The 22302-nt window shown below is 65.7% G+C and carries 19 protein-coding genes; 12 read left to right on the forward strand and 7 right to left on the reverse strand.

Annotated elements, in window-relative coordinates:
• The first annotated feature begins 8 nt into the window (after positions 1-8).
• Both BUS12_RS24560 and BUS12_RS24565 read left to right on the forward strand, forming a co-directional pair.
• Complete coding sequence (locus tag BUS12_RS24560; RefSeq protein ID WP_074300049.1) at positions 9-1283, forward strand: DUF3443 domain-containing protein; 1275 nt, start codon at positions 9-11, stop codon at positions 1281-1283.
• Positions 1284-1550: 267 nt separating this feature from the next.
• Positions 1551-3437 carry a glycosyl transferase family 1 gene (locus BUS12_RS24565; RefSeq protein WP_074300050.1) on the forward strand — a complete coding sequence of 629 codons (1887 nt, stop codon included), beginning with the start codon at positions 1551-1553 and terminating at the stop codon, positions 3435-3437.
• A gap of 80 nt (positions 3438-3517) precedes the next feature.
• On the opposite strand, the gene BUS12_RS24570 is transcribed toward BUS12_RS24565, so the two are convergent.
• Positions 3518-4027, reverse strand: coding sequence for a hypothetical protein (locus tag BUS12_RS24570; RefSeq protein ID WP_074300051.1), 510 nt, complete (start codon positions 4025-4027; stop codon positions 3518-3520).
• A 146-nt stretch (positions 4028-4173) separates the two neighbouring features.
• Here BUS12_RS24570 and BUS12_RS24575 point away from each other — a divergent pair, with 146 nt between their 5' ends.
• Positions 4174-4782, forward strand: a complete 609-nt coding sequence (locus tag BUS12_RS24575; RefSeq protein ID WP_074300052.1) for a cadmium resistance transporter — start codon at positions 4174-4176, stop codon at positions 4780-4782.
• 144 nt (positions 4783-4926) lie between these two features.
• On the opposite strand, the gene BUS12_RS24580 is transcribed toward BUS12_RS24575, so the two are convergent.
• Positions 4927-5244 (reverse strand): hypothetical protein, encoded by a 318-nt coding sequence (locus BUS12_RS24580; protein ID WP_143788448.1) that lies wholly within the window; start codon positions 5242-5244, stop codon positions 4927-4929.
• 255 nt (positions 5245-5499) lie between these two features.
• Positions 5500-6831 carry an LLM class flavin-dependent oxidoreductase gene (locus tag BUS12_RS24585; protein ID WP_074300053.1) on the reverse strand — a complete coding sequence of 444 codons (1332 nt, stop codon included), beginning with the start codon at positions 6829-6831 and terminating at the stop codon, positions 5500-5502.
• A gap of 287 nt (positions 6832-7118) precedes the next feature.
• Here BUS12_RS24585 and BUS12_RS24590 point away from each other — a divergent pair, with 287 nt between their 5' ends.
• From BUS12_RS24590 to BUS12_RS24625, 8 genes are all read left to right on the forward strand, one after another.
• Positions 7119-7967, forward strand: a complete 849-nt coding sequence (locus BUS12_RS24590) for a class I SAM-dependent methyltransferase (RefSeq protein WP_074300054.1) — start codon at positions 7119-7121, stop codon at positions 7965-7967.
• A gap of 182 nt (positions 7968-8149) precedes the next feature.
• The gene (locus BUS12_RS24595; protein WP_143788449.1) at positions 8150-9142 is read left to right on the forward strand and encodes an aliphatic sulfonate ABC transporter substrate-binding protein; all 993 of its coding nucleotides are present in this window, start codon (positions 8150-8152) and stop codon (positions 9140-9142) included.
• An 8-nt stretch (positions 9143-9150) separates the two neighbouring features.
• On the forward strand, positions 9151-10092 hold the full coding sequence (locus BUS12_RS24600) for an ABC transporter permease (RefSeq protein ID WP_083640601.1): 942 nt from the start codon (positions 9151-9153) through the stop codon (positions 10090-10092).
• The gene (locus BUS12_RS24605) at positions 10089-10838 is read left to right on the forward strand and encodes an ABC transporter ATP-binding protein (RefSeq protein ID WP_074300055.1); all 750 of its coding nucleotides are present in this window, start codon (positions 10089-10091) and stop codon (positions 10836-10838) included. Before BUS12_RS24600 ends, BUS12_RS24605 begins: the two co-directional genes overlap by 4 nt.
• Before the next feature lie 312 nt (positions 10839-11150).
• A complete protein-coding gene (locus BUS12_RS24610; protein WP_074300056.1) occupies positions 11151-12026 on the forward strand; it encodes a transporter substrate-binding domain-containing protein in 876 nt (291 codons plus the stop codon).
• Complete coding sequence (locus tag BUS12_RS24615; protein WP_074300057.1) at positions 12023-12766, forward strand: amino acid ABC transporter permease; 744 nt, start codon at positions 12023-12025, stop codon at positions 12764-12766. Before BUS12_RS24610 ends, BUS12_RS24615 begins: the two co-directional genes overlap by 4 nt.
• Positions 12756-13562: an amino acid ABC transporter permease gene (locus BUS12_RS24620; protein ID WP_074300058.1), complete on the forward strand. Its 807-nt coding sequence runs from the start codon at positions 12756-12758 to the stop codon at positions 13560-13562. Before BUS12_RS24615 ends, BUS12_RS24620 begins: the two co-directional genes overlap by 11 nt.
• Positions 13549-14409 carry an amino acid ABC transporter ATP-binding protein gene (locus BUS12_RS24625; protein WP_074300059.1) on the forward strand — a complete coding sequence of 287 codons (861 nt, stop codon included), beginning with the start codon at positions 13549-13551 and terminating at the stop codon, positions 14407-14409. Before BUS12_RS24620 ends, BUS12_RS24625 begins: the two co-directional genes overlap by 14 nt.
• Positions 14410-14472: 63 nt before the next feature.
• On the opposite strand, the gene BUS12_RS24630 is transcribed toward BUS12_RS24625, so the two are convergent.
• Entirely contained in the window at positions 14473-15813 is a 1341-nt protein-coding gene (locus BUS12_RS24630) for an LLM class flavin-dependent oxidoreductase (protein ID WP_074300060.1), read from the reverse strand.
• Positions 15810-17183 carry an MmgE/PrpD family protein gene (locus BUS12_RS24635; protein ID WP_074300061.1) on the reverse strand — a complete coding sequence of 458 codons (1374 nt, stop codon included), beginning with the start codon at positions 17181-17183 and terminating at the stop codon, positions 15810-15812. The genes BUS12_RS24630 and BUS12_RS24635 overlap by 4 nt, the downstream gene beginning before the upstream one ends.
• Before the next feature lie 472 nt (positions 17184-17655).
• Between BUS12_RS24635 and BUS12_RS24640 the strand changes: the two genes are divergently transcribed.
• Entirely contained in the window at positions 17656-19158 is a 1503-nt protein-coding gene (locus BUS12_RS24640) for an FAD/NAD(P)-binding protein (RefSeq protein ID WP_074300062.1), read from the forward strand.
• Between the two features lie 106 nt (positions 19159-19264).
• Here the strand turns inward: BUS12_RS24640 and BUS12_RS24645 are convergent, their stop codons facing one another.
• A complete protein-coding gene (locus BUS12_RS24645) occupies positions 19265-21340 on the reverse strand; it encodes a family 2A encapsulin nanocompartment cargo protein cysteine desulfurase (protein WP_074300063.1) in 2076 nt (691 codons plus the stop codon).
• Positions 21315-22247: a family 2A encapsulin nanocompartment shell protein gene (locus tag BUS12_RS24650; protein WP_074300064.1), complete on the reverse strand. Its 933-nt coding sequence runs from the start codon at positions 22245-22247 to the stop codon at positions 21315-21317. The genes BUS12_RS24645 and BUS12_RS24650 overlap by 26 nt, the downstream gene beginning before the upstream one ends.
• Between the last annotated feature and the right edge of the window lie 55 nt (positions 22248-22302).

Here is a 22302-nt window from a genome sequence, read left to right on the forward strand (position 1 = left end):
GCCCCCTCATGCCGACCCGCATCGTGTCCCTGCTCGTGCTGTCCAGCGTGCTTGGCAGCTTCCTCGCCGCCTGCGGCGGTGGGGGCGGAAGCAGCGCTACCGCCAACACCACCGGCGCAGCCGCCGCGCCGGCCTCCTCCTCCGGTGCGGCAAGCGCGCCGCTTGCCGCCAGCCTGCCCAGCAGTCCCGCGGCGATTCCCCAGTCCAGCACGCCGAACATCCAGCCGGTCGCCGTGGCCGCAGCCCCCGGTCTCACGCGCAACATACTGACCACCAGCGTCACGGTCTGCGAGCCCGGCACCAGCAACTGCGCGACCATCGACGACATTCAGGTCGATACCGGCTCGCAGGGGCTGCGCATTCTCGCCTCGGCGCTGCCGGCCGCCCTGCAGTTGCCGGCGCTGCCGTCGGGCGGCGGCGCGGCCGGCGAATGCGCGGTGTTCGGCGGCGGCTACACGTGGGGGGCGGTGCGTAGCGCGGACGTGCGGATGGCCGGCCAGCTCGCCGCCTCGCTGCCGATCCAGTTGATCGCCGACCCCACCGTGCCCAGCGTGCCGTCCGACTGCGCCGCCTCGGGCCGCGCCATGCAGACCACCGCAGGCTTGCGCAGCAACGGTATCCTGGGTGTCGGCCTGTTCGCGGCGGATTGCGGCAGCGCCTGCGCCAATTCCGCCCTGCCGCGCTGGTACTACAGTTGCCCGGCGAGCGGCGCCTGCCAGTCCAGCATCCAGCCGCTCGCCCAGCAGGTCGCGAATCCGGTCAGCGCATTCGCGCTCGACAACAACGGCGTAGTCATCGACCTGCCCGCCATCGCCGATAGCGGCGCGCCGTCGGTCGAGGGCTCGCTGATCTTCGGCATCGGCACGCAGGCCAACAACGTGCTCGGCGGCGCGACGGTGCTGCGGGCGAATTCGCAGAGCGGCTATGTGACGACGGTCAGCGGCGGGCAAACCTACTCGCAAAGCTACCTGGACAGCGGCTCGAATGCGCTCTTCATCGCCAACGCCGCGCTGCCGCAATGCGGACTGTGGTACTGCCCCACCACACCGCTCTCGGCGACCGCCAGCATCGCGGGCACGGACGGCACCAGCTCGACCGTGGCGTATTCCATCGGCAATTCGCGAACGCTGTTCAACAGCGCGAATAACGCCTTCAACAACCTTGCCGGCATCACCAGCAACAGTTTCGGCTGGGGCCTGCCGTTCTTCTACGGACGCCGCATCTACACCGCGATCGAAGCGCGCCTGACCTCGGCGGGCGCCGGTCCGTACTACGCGTTCTGAACACCCGGCGGGTTTATCGGCCCTGGGCGCGCGGCGGCGGGAGGCTGATTCCTGGTCAAGGTCCGACGGCAGACTCTGACCAGGAATCTCCACGCCCCTTCACCTCACCCTCACAGAGTCCCACAAACCTCATCCGACGCCCCTACACAGAAATTTCCCAAATTCCCGGGCCAGGCATATTTGATACGAACCGGCTGTAATAATTCGATTCTGGGCCGACGCCATCTCAATATAGTTAGTCCTGCCTATCTTTAAAGAATCGACATCATGGCCTTCACCTTTTCGCTCGACGAGTTCGAGCAGCTCGTCTACACCCGCGCCTACGATCAAGCCGCAAGCCAGTTCATCGCGTTTCTGGTGCTCCTGCACGGCAAACGCGGCGAACTGGATGGCGATTTTCGCGCGTCGGGCATGATCGACCTGCCGCCGGACGAGCAACACGAACGCTTTTGCACGCGCCTCGCGTGTGCGGTCTCGAGCTTGTTCGCCGACCCGGCGTTTCGTCCGTCTACCGAATGCTTCCGGTTGATGCTGACGCTGCACGAGTGGATCGGCGTGCTGTTTTCGGCCACGGCGCTCGGCAACGCCGACCCCGTCACCCGCCATCTGAATCCGCGCGGTCCGGCCAACCCGGCGTTCCTGCCCGGCGACCGCTTTGTCGAAAAGCTGTGCGCGCTCTATTCGAGCGAGTCCGAACAGGAGCTCGATTTCGCCGCCCTGTGGGCGCACGACAAAACCCTCGCGGCCTGCCTCGCGCTCGTCCTGATGGCGCCGCTCTTCCATGGTTCCGCCAGCGCGCACGGCAAGCGCGAAGCATTGCTGCAATGGCTGCCGGGCAAGCTGCAGCAGATCGACGATCTGGACGACCTGCCCTCGGCTGTCCTGCACAACGCCTATATGTTCTGCAGCTACGCCGACACGCCCGCGCGTCACGCCATCAAGCGGGATATCAACGTCCTCGTGCGCCGCAAGCTGAAGCAACTGGGCCTGACCGACCTGCCCGCGCCCACAGCGGCGCCGGCCGGCGAGCGCGGAAGGCGCCGCAAAAAGCCGTTGATGGTCGTGGTAACGGAATGGTTCAACGGCGCCCATTCGATCTATCGCACGCACTCAAGGACGATCGAGGCTGCGCGCGAGCATTTCGAGGTGGTAGGGTTCGGCTTCGGCTACGCGATCGACGAGGCCGGACGCGCGGTGTTCGACCGCTTTATCGAACTCGAGCGGCCCGAATATATCGGCGAGTGCCTGAAGACCCTCCGCGATTTCGCTGAAGCCGAGCGGCCGGACGTGCTGTATATGCCGAGCGTCGGTATGTTCGTGCTGACCGTGTTCCTGTCGAACCTGCGCATCGCGCCGCTGCAGATCGCCGCGCTCGGCCATCCGGCCACGACCCATTCCGACAAGATCGACTACATCAGCGTCGAGGAAGACTACATCGGCGATCCGGCCTGTTTCAGCGAGCGCCTGCTCGCGCTGCCCAAAAACGGCCAGCCGTATCGCGCCTCGCGTGCGCTGCCGGACGTCGCCCCACGCGTGCCGGCGCGGCGCGAGACGATCCAGATCATCGTCACGGCCAGCCCGATGAAGCTCAACCCCGCCTTCCTCGACGCCTGCCGTCAGATTCAGGCGCGCGCGGGCCTGCCCGTGCAGTTCCATTTCATGACCGGCAACAACAACGGCTTGCCGCTCAGGCACATGCAGCGCGTCATCGGCGAGGCCGTTCCGGGCGCCGTGACGCATGGCTTTCATCAGTACAGCGCCTATCTGGCGCGTGTCGACGACTCGGACCTGTTTCTGAGTCCGTTCCCGTTCGGCAACACCAATGGGATCGTGGACGCCTTCACGCTCGGCTTGCCGGGCGTCTGCAAGACGGGTCCGGAAGTCTTCGAGCATATCGACGGCGCGCTGTTCACGCGCGCCGGCATGCCCGCCTGGACCACGGCCGATACAGTCGAAAGCTATATCGAAGCTGCCGTGCGCATGATCACCCAGCACGACGAACGCGAGGCGCTGCGCCGCCAGTTGATCGAAACCAGGGCGGTCGAGCGGTTCTTCGAGGGACATCCAGAGGCGTTCGGCGAGCGCGTCTTGCGACTCGTGCGCGACACCGGGGAGCGTCACGCGCAAGCGGCGCTCGATCTCACCAGCGCTTGAGATTCAGGGGCGAGCGCCCCTGGGCATTCGGCGCAACCGCCGCCAGGCGCGGCGGGGCGCGGTAAAACAAGGCAAGGAAGTTATTCCGCGCTTTCGCTGGCAGCGGTGTCGTCGGTCTGCACGAGTTCCTTCGGCGCCAGCCAACGGAACGACGCCAGGTTCAGACCGGTGAACGTGCATTCGACGGCGACGGCCTTCACCAGCTTCTTGGGTTTGGCAGGTTTCACATTTGCCACCGTCGCGGAAGCGCCCGACGCAGCCGCGGCCACCGTGGCGGACGCAGCGGCCGGAGCGGAAGCCGCCGCCGGCGCCGACGCCGCCTTGACGGCCGAGGCGGCCGCTTCCGCAGCGGTCTGCATCCGCGACAGCGAAGCTTCGACCACGACCCGCGTGCCGTCGATGGCGGTGCCGCGGTGATCGACGGACAGCTTGCTGGTCTTCGCCTCGGGCAACTGCTCAGGCGACACGTCAGCCAGCTTGCTGCGCATCATCTGTTCACACGCGTCAGGGTTCTTGTAGACGGCCGTGCAGCCCACCAGCAGGACGGCGGCGGTCGTGACGCATGCGAGACATAGAGTGCGGATCTTCATTGATATTCCGTTTTTCAGGCTGTCGGCATTGTAGCGTAAGGGCCAGGACGCGCGCACCGCCGCACCCGCACGCGCAAACCCGCCGGCTGCTGGCAGAATGGCGGCTCGCCCGTCCCGTCACACCATTCCCGCCCCCATCCGCCCGCATGCTCAGCCTCGTCGCCCTCGCCATCGGCGCCTTCGCCGCCACCAACATCGACAACCTGTTTGTGCTGCTCGCCTTCGTCGCCGAGGCGCACGGCTCGAAACGGCGCGTGATCGCCGGCCAGTACGCGGGCTCGCTGGCGCTGATCGCCATCGCGATCGGCCTCGCCGAGATGCTGCGCAGTCTTCCGCACGGGTACGTCGGCGTGCTGGGCGTGCTGCCGATCGCAGTGGGCCTCGCAAAAGCATGGGCGCGCTTCGGTCCGCGCCGCGCATCCGGGGGCGACACGGCCGAAGCCGCGCAGCCCGTGCAGCCGGGCTCGTCGTGGTGGACCGTGGCCGGCGTCGCCATCGCCAACGGTTCGGACAATATCGCCGTCTATGTGCCGATTTACGCGGCGCACTCGCGAGTCGACGGCGTGTGGGTGTCGCTCGTGTTCGTCGCGATGATCGGTATCTGGTGCGCCGGCGCTATCTGGCTGGTCAACCATCCCCTGCTGGGCGCGCCGATCCGTCGCTACGGCACGGCGCTGCTGCCGTTCATCCTGCTCGTGATCGGCGTCTCGGTGATCGTGCAAAACGAGACGCTGCGCGTCCTGTTCGGGATTTGAGCCGGGCCAACGCCCAGCGACGCTGCCCGACGAAACAATGTATCCGATCGCAGCGCGCGAAGAAGCGAGTCTCGGCGATGTCTGGCCGGCTTGCCTGCATGAAGACGTGCGCGACCGCGCTGACCGACAGGCGCGCGGCTTCGATCAGTTCGACGGGGCCGGTTGCACAGCAGTACGCACTCCCGCGAGCGGCGAACCATAGCCACCCGCCTCTTCATTGTTCGGCAATCCGTTGACAAGCTGCGCGCGCGGATCGGTTGGGTTGAGGTTCATTTCCCCCGCCTGCTGGTTGCCGTGCGACGGGTATTCACTACCGAGCGCGGCATTCGGCATCAACTGCTTGCCGTTTTGCGGCGCATTCACATCGTCCTGCGGGGAGAGACCCTGCGCCCCCGCGTGAGCGGCAACCGCGAGCGTTGCTGCACACAGGACGGCTTGCCATAGTTTCGATGTTCCCTTCATGTTGCCTCCGACAAAGTGAGTGCGGTCACGCACGATCTGCACCTTTAGCCGACCGGAAATCGGCCGGATCCTGATTTACCAGCATAGACGAGCAAAGCCGCTCTTGCCGAGCATGACGGCGTTGCTCTCAAAGCCTATACGCGGCGCGACGCCGACTGGTTGCAAAGACTTCGACCGGCAACCGGCTTCCGTTACGAGACACCTCGCGGCTGACGTTTCATCTCCGTTTCAGGGGCGCCATCCACGACGCTGCGCTCATGCGCGAAAAAATCGGTTCTCCGGGCGCGGCAGGCCCAGGTTTTCGCGCAGCGTCGCGCCTTCATACTCGCGCCGGAAAATCCCTCGGCGCTGCAGCTCGGGCACCACCTTGTCGACGAAGTCATCGAGGCCGCCCGGCAGATACGGGAACATCACGTTGAAGCCATCCGAGCCCTCGCCGACAAGCCACGCTTCCATCTGATCGGCGATCATCGTGGGCGTGCCGACCATTTCCAGTCCCGAGTAACCGCCGATGCGCTGCGCCAGTTGGCGAATCGTCAGCTTGTCGCGCTCCGCCCACTCGATCACGCGCTGCCGGCTGGTGCGGCTTGCGTTGCTCTCCGGGATCTCGGGTAGCGGACCGTCCGGGTCGAAGCCCGACACATCGTGTCCGAGCGCGATGGAAAGCGAGGCGATACCGCTGTCGTAATGCACGAACGTGTCCAGACGGGCGCGCTTTTCCAGCGCTTCATCGAGCGTATCGCCCACCACCACGAACGCAGCCGGCAAGATCTTCATATGGTCGCGCGGGCGCCCGAGTTTTTCCATGCGGCCTTTCACGTCGGCGTAAAAACTTTGGCCTTGCTCTAGCGTGGTCTGCGCAGTGAAAACGGCCTCGGCGGTTTCGGCGGCGATCTGCCTGCCCGCTTCGGACGACCCCGCCTGCACGATCACCGGCCAGCCCTGCACCGGACGCGCGATGTTGAGCGGCCCGCGCACCGAATAATATTTGCCCTTGTGATCGAGCACATGCAGCTTGTCCGGATCGAAGAAGATGCCGGACTCGACGTCGCGGATCAGCGCGTCGTCGGCCCAGCTATCCCACAGGCCGGTGACCACATCGAAGAACTCGCGTGCGCGGCGATATCGTTCGTCATGCTCAACATGTTCTTCGAGACCGAAGTTAAGCGCGGCGTCGGGGTTCGAGGTCGTCACCAGATTCCAGCCTGCGCGGCCGCCGCTAATGTGATCGAGCGAGGCGAAACGGCGCGCGACGTGATACGGCGCGTCGAATGTGGTGGACGCCGTCGCGATCAGGCCGAGGTGTTCGGTCACGGCGGCGAGCGCCGGCAGCAAGGTCATCGGTTCAAACGAGGTGACCGTGTGACTGCGCTTTAACGACGCTACCGGCATGTTGAGCACGGCAAGGTGATCGGCCATGAAGAAGGCGTCGAAGCGGCCGCGCTCGAGCGTCTGCGCGAAGCGCTTCATATGCGCGAAATTGAAGTTGGCGTCCGGGTAGGCGCCCGGATAGCGCCATGCGCCGGTGTGAATCGTCACGGGGCGCATGAAAGCGCCGAGGCGCAACTGCCGTGGCTGGGTCGACATAAAGGCAATCTCCACTTGATTCGGCAACCGCGTATCGCCCTGGCGGCGACGCGGGATTTGAGAGGGTTCTGCCAGCTCATCTGCACCGCGGGCGTTGGGCCCGCGTGGCTTCTGGTTAGCGGCCGTCAGAGGCCAACAACGAACCGCAGCGAACTCGCGAAATAACATACGCTGAATCCGCCGCGCCTGCAGGGCGCGTGCAAAGCGCGCCGCAAACGCTTATCGTTAGGCCTGTCGCCGCTTTGGCCGAGCCTCGCCGCGGCCCACTCGAACCCATACCAGGTGCCATGATCCACCACTCCACTCCGCGCTTTCGCACACTGCGTTACACACTCGCCGGCCTAAGCGCCGCGCTGCTGCTGGCGGCCTGCGCCGCGACCCCGTCCGGCCCGGACTCGCTTGCCGCCGCCGTCGCCGGGCCGCAGCGCAGCGACGCCGCGAAGGCCCGCGACGTCTATCGCCATCCGCAAGACACGCTGCAGTTCTTCGAGATCGCGCCGACGCAAACCGTGCTGGAAATCGCACCGGGCGGCGGCTGGTACACGGATATTCTGGCGCCCTACCTGCACGATCGCGGCACGCTCTACGAGGCCGAATACGAGAGCCCATCGCCCGCCGCCGCTGCGGAAGAGAAGGCCGGCGACGCCGCATTCGCCCGCAAGCTCGCGGCGACACCGGCCGTCTACGGCAACGTGGTGGTCGGCACGCTGCAAGCGGGACAGTTCAGCGGCTTCGCGGCGAACGGCAATGTCGATCGCGTCTTCACGTTCCGCAATATCCATAACTGGATCAAGGACGGCCAGCTCGATGCGAACCTGCAGGCGTTCTACCGCGCGCTGAAACCGGGCGGCCTGCTCGGCGTGGAAGAACATCGCGCGGCGCCGGGCACCTCGCTGCAGCAGATGATCGACAGCGGCTATGTGACGGAAGCCTATGTGATCGAGCATGCTCGCGCCGCGGGCTTCGAGCTCGCCGGCAGCAGCGAAGTCAACAGCAACCCGCGCGACACCAGGGACTATCCGCACGGCGTGTGGTCGCTGCCGCCCACGTACGAAGGCGGCAGCGTCGACAAGGCGCGCTTTGCCGCGATTGGCGAATCGGACCGGATGACGTTGCGGTTCGTAAAGCCGCAATGACGAAGACGCGATGACGTCGCGAGCGACGTCATCGCGCCGCCAAACGCCGCTGCCGCTCCGGCACGCATGCAATATCGCTGCCACGGGTTTCCTTGTGATCTTTCGTTAGTTACCGAACGCAGCGTCTTTCTTTACATTAGCCGGTCTACTCATACCCATCTCTGGACCCTGGGAGACCAACCATGAAGCGGTTCTTCAATCGTGCGCTGGGCCGGCTGGCCGTGCTGGCGGCGGGCCTTGCAACGATGGCGGCGGCGCATGCCGCGACACCGCCCGAGATCCGCGTCGACTACGCGTACTACTCGCCGGAAAGCCTGGTGATCAAACGCTATGGCTGGCTCGAAGACGAATTCAAGCCCGATCATGCGCAGATCAAGTGGGTCCTGAGTCTCGGCAGCAATCGCGCGCTCGAATATCTGAACAGCGGCGCAATCGACATCGGTTCGACCGCGGGCCTCGCCGCGGTGCTCGGCAAGGCGAACGGCAATCCGATCCGAACCGTGTATATCTTCTCGCGTCCCGAATGGACCGCGCTGGTGGTGCGCAAGGATTCGCCCATCAAGACGCTCGCCGATCTGAAGGGCAAGAAAATCGCCGCCACCAAGGGCACCGATCCGTTCCTGTTCACCTTGCGGGCGCTGCATACGGTGGGCCTGACGCGCGACGACGTCGAACTCGTGAATCTGCAGCATCCGGATGGCCGCACGGCGCTCGCCAATGGCCAGGTGGATGCATGGGCGGGTCTCGATCCGCACATGGCCGCCGCGCAGATCGACGACGGCGACCGCCTCCTGTACCGCAACGTCGACTTCAATACCTACGGATTCCTTAACGCCCGCGAAGCGTTTCTCCAGCAATATCCCGAGACGGTGGCGCGCGTGCTGAAGGTCTACGAGAAGGCACGCCTGTGGATCGTCGCGCATCCGGACGACGCTGCGAAGATCGTGGCCGAGGAATCGAAGGTCTCGCTGCCTGTCGCGAAGCTGCAATTGCAGCGCAACGACTTTAGCCAGCCGGTGCCGGGCGCGCAGCAGATTGCCGCGCTCAAGGCCGCCGCGCCGATTCTGGTGCAGGAGCAACTGGTCAAGCCGGGCACCGATCTGCCGCAGGTGATCGACGCGCTGGTCGATTCGCAGGTCGCCCAGCCGGTCGTGACGGCGGCACAAGGCCAGTGAGCGCGGCGATGGCCTCTGCTCCTGACGAGTCGTTACCGTTCGATGTGAGCGAAGCGGCGGCGGATCACACGCCGCATGCGGCGGCAGCGCACGCTGCCCGCCATGCCCACATCAATGCTGACGGCGCCGCCGGCACCTCTGCGCAGCAACCGCATGGCACCCTGCGCCGCTGGCATATCGCCGGCCTCGCGCTACCCGTTGCACTGCTCGCGCTGATCGAAGTACTGGTGCGCACCAACGTCGTGCCCGATCATCTGCTACCCGCACCCAGCACCATCGCGCAGACGCTCTGGCAAATGGGCGCCACGCGCCTGGGACGCCATATCGCGGCCAGTACGCTGCGGGTGGCAGTGGGCTTCGGCATTGGCGCCGCGCTGGCACTCGCACTGGGCGCCGCGATGGGCCTGAGCCGCCGTCTCGATGCCCTGCTCGAGCCTTGCTTTCAGGCGCTGCGTTCGATTCCCTCGCTTGCATGGGTGCCCGTGCTGCTGCTGTGGATGGGCATCGACGAAGCCCCCAAAATTACGCTGATCGCGATAGGCGCGTTCTTCCCCGTGCATTTGAGCGTCGTGGCCGGGATACGCGGCGTCGACCGCAAGCTGGTCGAACTGGGTGCGATTTACCGGCTCAAACCGGTTGCACTGTTTGCGCGCATCCTCTTGCCCGCCGCGTTGCCGCAGATTTTCACCGGCCTGCGCACAGGACTCAGCCTTGCGTGGATGTTCATGGTCGCGGCGGAACTGATCGCCGCCACGCGCGGCCTCGGCTACATGCTGAGCGACGGGCGCGAGACCGGCCGCCCCGATCTGGTGTTCGGCGCCATCATCCTGCTCGCCGTACTCGGCAAGCTGAGCGACGGCGCCATGCGCTGGCTCGAACACCGCGTGCTGAACTGGCGCGATGCGTTCGATGCGTTCAGCGAGCAATCGCGCACAGGGGAGCAACGATGAGCGCATCCGCTCAAGCGGCGCTGCTCGATGTGCGCGTCGAGGCCAAGCACTACGCGGCCCGCACCGTACTCGATCACCTGTCGTTGCGTATCGCGCCTGGCGAGATCGTCAGTCTGGTTGGCCCAAGCGGCTGCGGCAAGAGCACGCTATTGCGGATCGTGGCCGGACTGGACCGCCAGTATCACGGCGAAGTGCGGGTGAACGGCGTGCCGCAACACGGGCCTTCACCGCGGATCGGCGTGATCTTCCAGGAGCCGCGTCTGTTGCCGTGGTTGACGGTGGCCGATAACGTCGGCTTCGAAGCGGGCCGTCACGGCGGGCGCGATCCGCGCGTAGCGCACCTGCTTGCCGAAGTGGGACTGGCAGGCCAGCAGCATGCCTTGCCCAAGGCTCTCTCCGGCGGCATGGCGCAGCGCGTTGCGATCGCCCGTGGACTCTTCTCGCAACCGGATCTGCTGTTGCTCGACGAACCGTTCAGCGCCGTCGACGCAATGACGCGCATGCGCTTGCAGGCCCTGCTGCTGTCGGTGACACGCGCGCACGGCACGGCCGCCCTGCTCGTCACCCACGATCTCGACGAGGCCCTGTATCTGAGCGACCGTGTGCTGCTGATGGCCGCGGCGCCTGGACGCATCGACCGCGAATATCGCGTCGCCCGTCCGCGGCCGCGGGACCGGCGCGATCCTGTACTGGCCGATCTGCGCGTGCAGGTGCTCGAGCGGCTCGACGCGTTCGAAGCGGTGTGAACCAAGGTGTGAACCGGGGCGGGATTCGCTGCTGCGGCATCGAACCTCGCGGAGTCGGCATCACGCTCCACACCCAGACAACGACGCTAAAACAGCGATATCCACGTCTCAACGCCCACCCCGTCTGCACAAATGCGCGAATCAGATAACGGTATGAAAAAACGTTGGTTCTGGATTGTGCGTCGCTTGCCGAGAATAGCCCATCACGCTGCCCGTTCGCGCGCGTAACGCGTCTCATGCCCAGCGTACGTCCCGCACAAGCAAGCCGCAAATGAGCGTACTGCCATCCACACGATTGACCGACCATCCCTTATGTCTATCCGCCTGACTCGCAACGCCCTTCAACACCGTTCCAAAGGCCACTGGCTCGGCGCGCTCGCAGGTGCCGCGCTAGCACTCGCCACCGCCTTCGCTGCAAGCACCGCTCATGCCGACAGCACGCTCGATCGCATTCACGAGCGCCACAAGCTCGTCGTCGGCGTGATCCTGTCGGGGCCGCCGTTTGGCTCCCTCGATCCGGCCACGCAAAAGCCGGTCGGCTTTAACGTCGACCTCGCCGAAAACCTGGCGAAGCATCTCGGCGTCGACATCGAAATGATCCCGGTGCAGCCGTCCAATCGCGTGCAGTTTCTGCAGCAGGGCAAGGTCGACGCGCTGATCGCCAACATGGAAGTGACCGAGGAACGCGCGCAGATTCTCGCGTACCCGCCAACGCCCTTCGAGGAAATCGGCGGCGCCCTGATCACCCGCAAGGACAGCGGCATCAAGACATGGAACGACGTGCGCGGCAAAGCCGTCTGCGTCTCGCAAGGCAGCAACTACGCGAAGCCGCTCGCCGAACAATACGGCGCACAGGTCAAGGCATTCCGCGGCCAGCCCGAATCGCTGCTGGCATTGCGCGGCAATAATTGCGTCGCCGCCGTGCACGTGGCGCCGACGCTGCGCCTGCTGGTCGCGCGCAATCCGGACTGGAAGGACTACACGATCCCGGTATCGAACGATCTGATTCCCTCGCCTTCGGTGATCTGGGTCCGCAAGGGCGAGACGGATACGCAGAATGCGTTCGAGAAAGTGGTCGAGGACTGGCACCGCTCGGGCTGGCTGATCGACACGGAACGCAAGAACGGCATGCAGCCTTCGCAAGCGGTACTCGACCTGCACGCCAAATTCAAGGCGCAACCGGCATGAGCCAGGGGCTGCCCGAAACGGCGGTGGCCGCGCTCAACAAGCTTGGGCTCGATTACAGCTTCGTGCTCGCCGCCGACGAACGCGCGTCGTTCATCCACGGCATGCTCGTGACCATCGAGCTCTCGGTGGTCACCGCTTTTTTCAGCCTGATTGCCGGCGTGCTGCTGGCCGCCATGCTGACTTCGCCGCGCATGACACTGGCGCGGCCGGCTCGCATCTTCGTCGAGGTCACCCGCAACACGCCCACGCTGGTGCAACTCTTTTGCGCGTTCCTCGTGCTCAACATGTTGCTTAGCGAGGCGCTGCGCGGACTGGGCGGCAACCCGTTGACACCGTTCATCTGGAGCGTGATTGTGATCGCGCTGCACAAGGGCGCGTTTCACGCGGAAGCGTTGCGCGCCGGTATCGAGGCGGTGCCGCGCGCCACGCTCGAAGCCGCGCAATCGCTCGGCTACAGCCGCCGCCAGCGCCTGTGGGGCGTGCAATTGCCGCTCGCGGTGCGCTTTGCGTTGCCGGCGCTCGTCAACAACATGGTCGATCTGGTGAAGATGACCACCATCGCCTCGGCCATCGCGGTGGGCGACGTCACGTATGCATCGATCATGATCTGGACCCAGCGCGACAACGTGCTGGAACTGATGATCCTGATCCTGCTGTTCTTCGGCGCGCTGACCTTCGTGGTCAACCGCGCGGGCCGCTGGCTCGAGAACCGTTTGAGGATGCCCGGCTATGGCCACTGAGCCGCTCTCCTTCGGCGCTGCCCGAGCGCGCCGCCGCCAACCGGGCACGGTGATCGCCGTCATCGCGGTGGGCGTCGTGCTGGCGCTGCTCGAACGCGAGATAGCCAGCCACGCGCACAACGTCACGCTCGCCGCGCTGATCACCTGGGCGCCTGCGCTCGGCAAGGCCTTGTGGGTCAACATCGAAATCAGCCTGCTGGCGATTGCGATCGGCACGCTGGCGGGACTCGCGCTCGGGCCGCTGTTGCTCTCGCCGTTGCGGCTTGTGCGCGTGACGACACGTACCTACGTGCAGGTGTTTCGCAACGCGCCGCTGCTCGTGCTGATCTACTTTTCGACGTACGTATTTCCCTTCGAAATTCCGATCGGTCATCACGTGCTGCCCTTTCCCGACTGGTTCAAGGTGACGCTCGGCCTCGCCTTGCCTGCCAGCGCCAACGTCGCCGAGATTTTTCGCGGCGCGATCCAGTCGATTCCGCATGCACAGTGGGATGCCGCACGTTCGCTCGCGTTCAGCCGCGCCCAGGTGTTTCGCTGGATCATCCTGCCGCAGTGCGTGAAGCGCATGCTGCCGCCGTGGATGAACCTCTACGCGAGCATCACGATGGGCACCGCGCTGGCGTCGCTGGTCGGCGTGCACGATCTGCTCGATACCGCGCAGGTGGCGAGCAACACCGTGGCGCGCGCCGACTTCACGGTCCTCGTCTACTTCACCGTGCTGGGCCTCTTCTTCGTCTACTGCTACCCGATTGCGCGCTTCACGCGACACCTCGAAAAACGCTATGCCTTCAGTTGAACCGCTCCTAGCATCCCACTCCCCCGTGCGTCCGCTCGTGAGCCTGCGCGACGTGCATCTGTCGTTCGGCGCGAACGCCGTGCTCAACGGGATCGACCTCGACGTCTTTCGCGGCCAGGCTGTTTCGATCATCGGCCCGTCGGGGTCCGGCAAGTCGACTATCCTGCGCTGCATCACGGGCCTGCTCAAACCGCAGAGCGGCACCATCGAAGTGGACGGCACCCGGGTCGATCAGCTCACGTCGGAACGCGACGAGATCGAACTGCGCAAGCGGGTCGGTTTCGTGTTTCAGCAATACAATCTGTTTCCGCATCTGAGCGTGCTGGACAATCTGGTGGTGGCGCCCGTGCGCATTCTGGGCCGCGACAAGGAAAGCGCGACACGTACGGCCTATGAACTGCTCAAGAAGGTGCGGCTCGCCGACAAGGCGCACGCGTATCCCGGCGAACTGTCCGGTGGTCAGCAACAGCGGGTGGCGATTGCACGGGCGTTAGCCATGCAGCCGGATCTGATCCTGTTCGACGAAGTGACCTCGGCGCTCGATCCGGAAACAGTCGGCGAAGTGCTAACCGTGATCCGCGATCTCGTCAGGGACGGCATGACCTGCGTGCTGGTGACACACGAGATGCGCTTTGCGGAAGAAGTCAGCGACGCGGTGTATTTCACCGAGGCGGGTGTGATCGTGGAGCACGGTCCCGCCGCGCGTCTCTTCCGTGAACCGGCGAGTCCGCGTACGCGGGCATTCCTCACGCGTTCGCTTGCGGCGGCTAACGACGAACGCAACGATGCGCGACACGATGCTGCACGTGTGACGATCCCGCTCGATCTAAGCAAGTTTGCTATCTGAAGGTGAAGGTGAAGAGGCGATGCCGCGCAGAGGGGACGCGGCGCGCACTGGCATCAGCGCGCTCTACCGCTCCACGTAACGGCTCGCCGGCCGCGGCAGCCCCAGGTGGTCGCGCAGCGTCGTGCCCGAATATTCCGTGCGGAACAAACCGCGCCGCTGCAACTCCGGCACCACCAGTTCGACGAAGTCATCCAGACCGCCCGGAAAGTACGGCGGCATGATGTTGAACCCGTCCGCGCCCTCACCCACGAACCATTCCTCCAGCGCATCCGCGACCTGGGTCGGCGTGCCCCACACGATCCGATGCCCGCGCGCGCCCGCCACGAGGTGATACAGTTCGCGCAAGGTCAGGTTCTCGCGGCGCGCCAGATCGGTAAGCAGCTTCGCACGGCTTTTCAGTTGCTCCGATTCGGGCAGTTCCGGCAAGGGGCCGTCGAGCGGAAACTTCGATACGTCATGGCCCAAACGATCGGACAGGAGCGTCAAGGCACCCGACGTATCGGTCCACTGCTGCAATTGCGCGTACTTGTCCTTCGCTTCCTGCTCGGTGCGGCCGATCACCGGGAACACGCCCGGCATCACATGCAGTTGCTCGCCGTCACGGCCGAACTTCGCCAGCCGGCCTTTGAGGTCGCGATAGAAGATGCGTGCTTCGTCGAGCGTCTGCTGCGCGGTGAACACCACTTCCGCCGTGCGTGCGGCCAGATCCTGCCCCGGCCCTGACGAACCCGCCTGAATCACCACGGGATGCCCCTGCGGCGGCCGCGACGCGTTCAACGGGCCCTTCACCGAAAAGAAGCGCCCCTCGTGCCCGAGCGTATGCACCTTGGCGGGATCGAAGTAGACGCCGCTTGCCTTGTCGCGCACGAGTGCATCGTCGTCCCAGCTATCCCACAGGCCTTTGACGACATCGACGAACTCTCCCGCCATCTCGTAGCGCAAGGCGTGATCCGGATGATTGCCGCGCGTGAAGTTCGCGGCGGTGCGGTCGTACGAGGTGGTGACGACATTCCATGCGGCACGTCCCTGGCTCAGATGATCGAGCGATGCGAACGCGCGGGCCACGTGATACGGCTCGCTATAGGTCGTCGATGCCGTGGCGGCGAGGCCGATGTGGCGCGTGCCCATCGCGAGCGCCGACAGCAGGCACAGCGGCTCGAGACGCATCGCCATCGACGGATGCGCGTCCGGGCCGCTTGTGAGGCCATCGGCGAGGAACACCATGTCGAACTTCGCGCGCTCGGCGGTCTGGGTGATCCGCTGCATCAGCGCGAGGTTCTCGCTGCCGGCCTGAGCATCGGGATGACGCCAGCCGGCGACGTGATGCCCCGCGCCCTGGATGAACAGCCCGAGGCGCATTTGCCGCGGCGTTTTTTGGCTTGCAGCCGTTTGAACAGTACTCATGCTTTGATCTTTGCGAAGGCTTGGAAAATTAAGGCGAGATCGTCGGCGCTCTCCATCGTGCTGACGACGGCGGGCAAGGTCGCGAAGGCGGCGTCATGCTCGACCGCGTCGGCGAACTTGGCCTGCAGATCGTCGGCGCTATGAAGGCGGTCGGTTTTATGGCTCAGCACAGTGCCGTTTTTCAACGTGATGGCGACGGTGGAGAAGCGCGTCGCCGGATCGGTCGAGGCACGCGGCGCGGTTTCGTCGTGGTCGCGCGACACGCGTGTAGCCAGCGCCGCCAGGTCCGCACGCACCGGCACGTCGGCGAAGGTGGCGACACCTGCCGCGCCGTCCGTCAAAGCGGCGGCCAGCGCGTATTCGACGCTGAAGCGGCCTTCGAGTCCGGTCGCCGGTGCGCGACTCGCGAGCGGCGTATCGCCGCCCGGCGGAAACGTTACGGTTACCTGATCGATATCGTGCGGTGTCAGCCGATGCGCCTGACGCAAGGTCAGCGCCGCATGCACGGCGTAGTGGGTGGCCGTGCAGCACGGCCACGGCTTGAAGTACAGGCCTGGTGTCACGATTTGCCAGGGCGCGCCCCAGCCTTCGAGCACGCGCTCCGGTTGTGCCGCGCCCGCGCCGAATACAGCGAAAAAGCCGGTCGGGCCATCGAGGGCCGCAGGCGAACCCTGTAGGCCGCCTGCCGCGAGTTGCGCGGCCAGCAGTCCGGCGCGCGCAGCCTGCCCGGCGTGAAGCGGCTTGGCTTCGCTGCCGAACTGCAGGCGTAGCCCCGACGATTGCGTTGCCGCGAGGCCCAGTGCGTTTTCGATTGCAGCCGCATCCAGTTTCAGCAGGAATGACGCAGCGGTAGCGGCCCCCAGCGTGCCGAGCGTCGCGGTGTTGTGAAAGCCCTGCTCGTAGTGACGGCTACCCAGTGCAAGACCCAGACGCGCCATGGTCTCGACGCCCACGACATACGCGGCCAGCAATTCGCTCGCGCTACTGCGCTGCGTCTGGGCGAGTGCGAGCAGCGCCGGCAACACCACCGTACTCGGATGACCGCGCACGCTGCTGTGGACATCGTCGTAGTCGAGCGCGTGGCCCGCGTAGCCGTTGAGCAATGCGGCGTCGAGCGCGTTCACGCTACCGGGGTGGCCGATCGCCGCGGCCTCGCCACGGCTGCCCGCGCCGATCACGGCAAGCAGCTTGCGATAACCGGCGTCATCGGCGCCTGCGAAAGATGCGGAAAGGAAATCGAGCACCCCGTCGCGTGCAGCGGCGAGCGCGGCGGCATCGTCGAGCGGCTTCGCGCCGGCGATGGCAAATGCGAGGCGGCGCGTCACGCCGCTGGCGGGTTCGGGAATGGCGGATACGGGCAGGCTGGACATGTCGGGTGATGAAATTCCTGCAGTGCGCGCGAGTTATCCAACGTGGTTTCGGTGGGCGAAAACGTGGCGGGATACGCGCGGCCAGAGATGAACGGTATGCGGGCGCACGCCTTCAGACGCGGCATCCACACGGCTACCTGCCGCATGCTAGCGAAGCGCCGCGCCGCTCACAAACAAGATTTCCCGCTTTCGATATCGCGTTTGCAGCGATGCTGGAACAGAGGCGTCTGCCGCGCCGTGGACCTGCTGCATGCGCGAGCGTCGTGCCGACACGCGGATGCTTTGCGTCGCCTCACAAGGGTTCGCGACGCTCCCGCCATGTGGCGCTACAACGTCGAATACGTTGCTAACGCATCCATAAGCAGCGCTACGCAAATGCTTATCACGATTCGTCGCTTCTGCCATATATGCCCGGCCACTACCATTTCCGTCGATCCGGCGTACGCCGCCGCAGCTTTCACAGGAGAACAGCATGGTCGCTCATCACGGCGGGCCGCAACAGATCGTCATCGTCGGCGGTGGGCTATCGGGAACCACGCTTGCCATCAAGCTGCTGCGCGAGGCGAGGCAGGCGCTGGCGGTCCGCCTCGTCGACCCCGCCGCGCAAGCTGGCCGCGGCCTCGCGTATTCGACCGAGGAGCCCGGCCACCTGCTCAACGGTCCCGCGCTGATGTTTACGCTCTACCCCGAGCAGCCGGACCATTTTGTCGACTGGCTCGCGGCGCAGCCCGAGTTTGCCGGCCAGCCGCGCGAAGCCGTCGCGCAGGCCTTCGCCCCGCGCTGGCGCTACGGCGACTACGTCAACGAGGAATTGCGGCGCGCCCAGCTCGCGGCCACGCGGGGCGTGACGTTCGAACATGTCCGGGCGCGTGTCGAAGACCTCGATGTGGCCGGACGCGGCATCACGCTCGCGCTCGACGCCGGCCGCGTGCTGCTCGCCGATCAGGTGGTGCTCGCACTCGGCGTGTTCCAGTCGCGGCCGCGCTTCGACGCCGACGGCAGTCTCGCGCAGGCGGGCCGGTATGTGGCCAACACATGGGATCGCACGCGGCTTGCGGCGCTCGTCGATGCACAAGAGGTGGTGCTGGTGGGCGCGAGCCTGACCATGATCGATACCGTGGTGTCGCTCGAAAAGCTCGGCTATCGCGGCACCTATCGGGTGTTGGCGCGGCATGGCCTGACACCGGTCGAACGGAGCGACGCCGCGCCGGCGACCGAGCCGTTCGGTAGAGAGGGGCCGCCGGGCACGTTGCGACGCGTGGTGCGTGAACTGCGCGCCAAGGCACGGGCCATCGTCGCGCACGGCGGCGACTGGCAATCGCTGCCGGGCGCGCTCAGGCCATATATGGCCGACTGGTGGCGCAGTGCCGCGCTGACGGACCGGCGCCGCTTCTTCCGTCACGTGCGGCCGCATTGGGACGTGTTCCTGCATCGCGCGCCGCCGGTCAGCGCAGCGCTGGTCGCCGCGCTGCGCGCCAGCGGACGCTTGAGCATCGAGGCAGCCAGCGTCAACGGTCTGGCCGAAGCGCCGGGCGGCCGCGTGAGCGTGAGCTATCGCCCGCGCGGCGGCGACGACGTACGCACGCTCGTCGCCGGGGGCGTGGTCAACTGCACCGGGCCGGACTATCGCTGGCATGCCGCCAGTGAGCAGCCTCTGGTGCGCAATCTGTTCGCACGCGGACTCGTGCAAACGGGACCGGTGGGTTTAGGGATCGCGGTCGATCCGTCGCTGGCTGCGGTGGCCGCGAACGGCAGCGTTTCGCCGCAGTTGTCAGTGCTGGGCGCCGCCTTGCGCGGCACGATCATCGAACCCGGCACGATCTCCGAAATCGCCAGCCAGACGAGTGCGTTGAGTACGCGCCTGCTCGAGAAATTACGCGCTTCGCAAGATGCAGCCGCGGCCTCGCTCCCCACGGAGAATCGCAACCACGACGCGGTTCCCTCAGAAGCCCTCGCCGCAACGTCGACCCAATGAAAAAAGCCCTCGCGCAGTGGACGTAAAAGTCCATGCGCGAGGGCCCTGCTCCTGCTAGCCGTTTTCCGCAGCGATGCCGGTAAGCCCCGACTAAACCTGGCTCACCTTAACGCCGCGTCGACAAACGCCGCACCACCGACACCAGCGCATCGACTTCATCGCAGGTGTTGTAGAACGCGAGCGACGGCCGCACGGTTGCCTCGACGCCGAAACGCCTCAGGATAGGCTGCGCGCAGTGATGCCCTGAGCGTACCGCAATGCCCTCTTCGTTCAGCGCCTGCCCGACCTCTTCCGTCTCGTAGCCCTTCAGCACGAACGACAACACACTCGCCTTGTCCTTCGCCGTGCCGATCAGCCGCACGCCCGGCACCGGTTGCAGCACGCTCGTCGCATAGGCCAGCAGATCGTGCTCGTAGCGCGCAATGTTCTCGATGCCAATGCGCGTCACGTAGTCGAGCGCCGCACCCAGTCCCACCGCATCCGCGATGTTGCCCGTGCCCGCTTCGAAACGGTTCGGCGGCGGCTGGAACACGGTGCGCTCGAAGGTCACGTCGGCAATCATGTTGCCGCCGCCCTGCCAGGGCGGCATGTCCTCGAGAATCGCGCGCTTGCCGTACACCACGCCGATCCCCGTCGGCCCGAACACCTTGTGGCCCGAGAACACGAAGAAGTCCGCATCGATCGCCTGCACGTCGACCCGCATGTGCGACACCGACTGCGCGCCGTCGACCAGCGCCTTCGCGCCGGCACGATGCGCCATCTCGACGATCTCCTTGACCGGCACCACCGTGCCGAGCGCATTCGAAACCTGGGTGACCGAAACGATCCTGGTGCGGTCGTTGAGCAGCTTGCGATACTCGTCGAGCAGCACCTGACCGGAATCGTCGACGGGGATCACGCGCAGTTTCGCACCGGTTTGCGCGGCAAGCTGCTGCCACGGCACGATGTTCGCGTGATGCTCGAGGTTCGAGACGATGATTTCGTCGCCTTCGCCGACGTTCTGCACACCCCAGGACTTCGCAATCAGATTGATCGCCTCGGTGGTGCCGCGCACGAAGACGATTTCATCCGGCGAGGCCGCGCCGATAAAACGCTGCACCTTGCTGCGCGCCGCCTCATACGCATCCGTCGCACGCCCCGCCAGTGCATGGGCCGCACGGTGGATGTTCGAGTTCTCGTGCGCGTAGAAGTACGCCAGGCGGTCGATCACGGACTGCGGCTTGTGCGTCGTCGCCGCGTTGTCGAACCATACCAGTTGACGGCCGTTCACCCGCTCCGAGAGGATCGGGAAATCGCGCCGGATAGCGTTGACATCGAACGGCGGGTGCGCCGATGCCGCGGCATTCGGCACAGCGTGCGCGGCTCGCGACGGCCCAGCGGATGCCTGCGCTTCGTCGACGAAGTAGCGTGAAACACCGCTACGATCCGTCGTGGCTGCGTCTCGCGACGGCGCATCGTACGGAAAGCGCTGTACCGACAACAACGAGCGCAACTCCGCTTCGCCTGGCAGCCCGAACGATTGCGCGGTGACGGTGTCGCTCGACGGCACGACGATATCCCGGCTACCCGAGGGGCCGTTGCCCGGCGTCCCGGCCTGCTCGTTAAGAAAGTAATACGGCGACGCAGCAGCAGGCGCCCCCGAAGCACCACCCGCCGACGGACGTTGCGCGCCCAGTCCCTCCGGCACGCCCAACGCAGCGCCACCGAAACGCGGCTCAAGCGCCGGAGCGATCGTCACCGCACTATCCGGCAAGCCGTTCTGCGCAGCGGCATGCGGCACGAGCGCAGGCGCACGATTACCGAGCGACAGCACATGCGTCGGCGCCGACGGCAGCAGATTTGCGCCCGCCACCTTCCCCTGCGGCAACGCGGCGCCCGGCACGCCTGTGCCGAAGCCACCGGGCCCCGCGAGCGGCGAACCTGGCGGAGCCGGATTGCTGACCGACGACAACCCAGGCGCGGCCACCGGCAAGGCCGAAGCGAACGAGGCCGACGACGCCGCATCCGTCAGGCTACCGCCAGGCGCCGCCGAAGACACCCCACCACCCGGCAAGGCGGCGAAGAATTCCGTCGCGAGCCGCGCGAGCGTCGCCGGATCGGGCAAGCCGGCCGGCAGCGTCTGCGGGACGTCGTGCGGCACGCCTCCTGCCAGCGGATTACTTGTAGGTGTCTGGATAGTCATGGTACTTACCGATCTCCACGTCATCGAGAACCGCCAGCGCGTCCGGCGAATGCACCGCCAGCGAGCAGTACAGGGAAATCAGATAGGAGGCGATCGCATGGCTGTTGATGCCCATGAAACGCACCGACAGCCCCGGACCCTGTTCGCCCGCGACGCCCGGCTGGAACAGGCCGACTACGCCCTGGCGCTTGTCGCCCACGCGCAGCAGCAGGATCTTGGTCTTGCCGTCGGCCACCGGCACCTTGTCGGACGGCACCAGCGGAATGCCGCGCCACGTCAGGAACTGCGAACCGAACAGGCTGATGGTGGGCGGCGGCACGCCACGACGCGTGCATTCGCGGCCAAACGCGGCAATCGCGGCCGGATGGGTCAGGAAAAACGCCGGCTCTTTCCACACCCGGGTCAGCAACTCATCCAGATCGTCGGGCGTCGGCGCGCCGGTCAGCGGAAACACGCGCTGTTCTTCGGCGACGTTCGCCAGCAGACCGTAATCCGGATTGTTGATCAGTTGGCTCTCCTGCAATTCCTTGATCGTTTCGATCGTCAGGCGCAACTGTTCCTTGATCTGGTCGTGCGGGCTGCTGTACAGATCGGAGATGCGCGTATGCACGTCGAGCACGGTGCTCACGGCATTCAGGAAATATTCGCGCGGCTCTTCTTCGTAGGGCACGAAGGTGCGCGGCAGCACGGTTTCGTCTTCGCGCTGCGTGCAGGCCACCTTCACCGCATCCGGATTCTTGACCTGGTTCAGACGGTAGATACCCGCTTCGACCGGCACCCATTGCAACAGATGCGTCAACCAGCGCGGCGTGATCGTCGCAAGTTGGGGAACGGTCTTGGTGGCATTGGCTAGTTGCCGTGCGGCGTTATCGCTAAGCGCCGTATGGCCGCTCGCTAGGGTCGACATGTGTGGCTCCGGGGTTCTATAGATGAAAAACGGGAAAGCTTATGACGCAGCGTCA

The organism is Paraburkholderia phenazinium, from assembly GCF_900142845.1.
Classification (GTDB): domain Bacteria; phylum Pseudomonadota; class Gammaproteobacteria; order Burkholderiales; family Burkholderiaceae; genus Paraburkholderia; species Paraburkholderia phenazinium_A.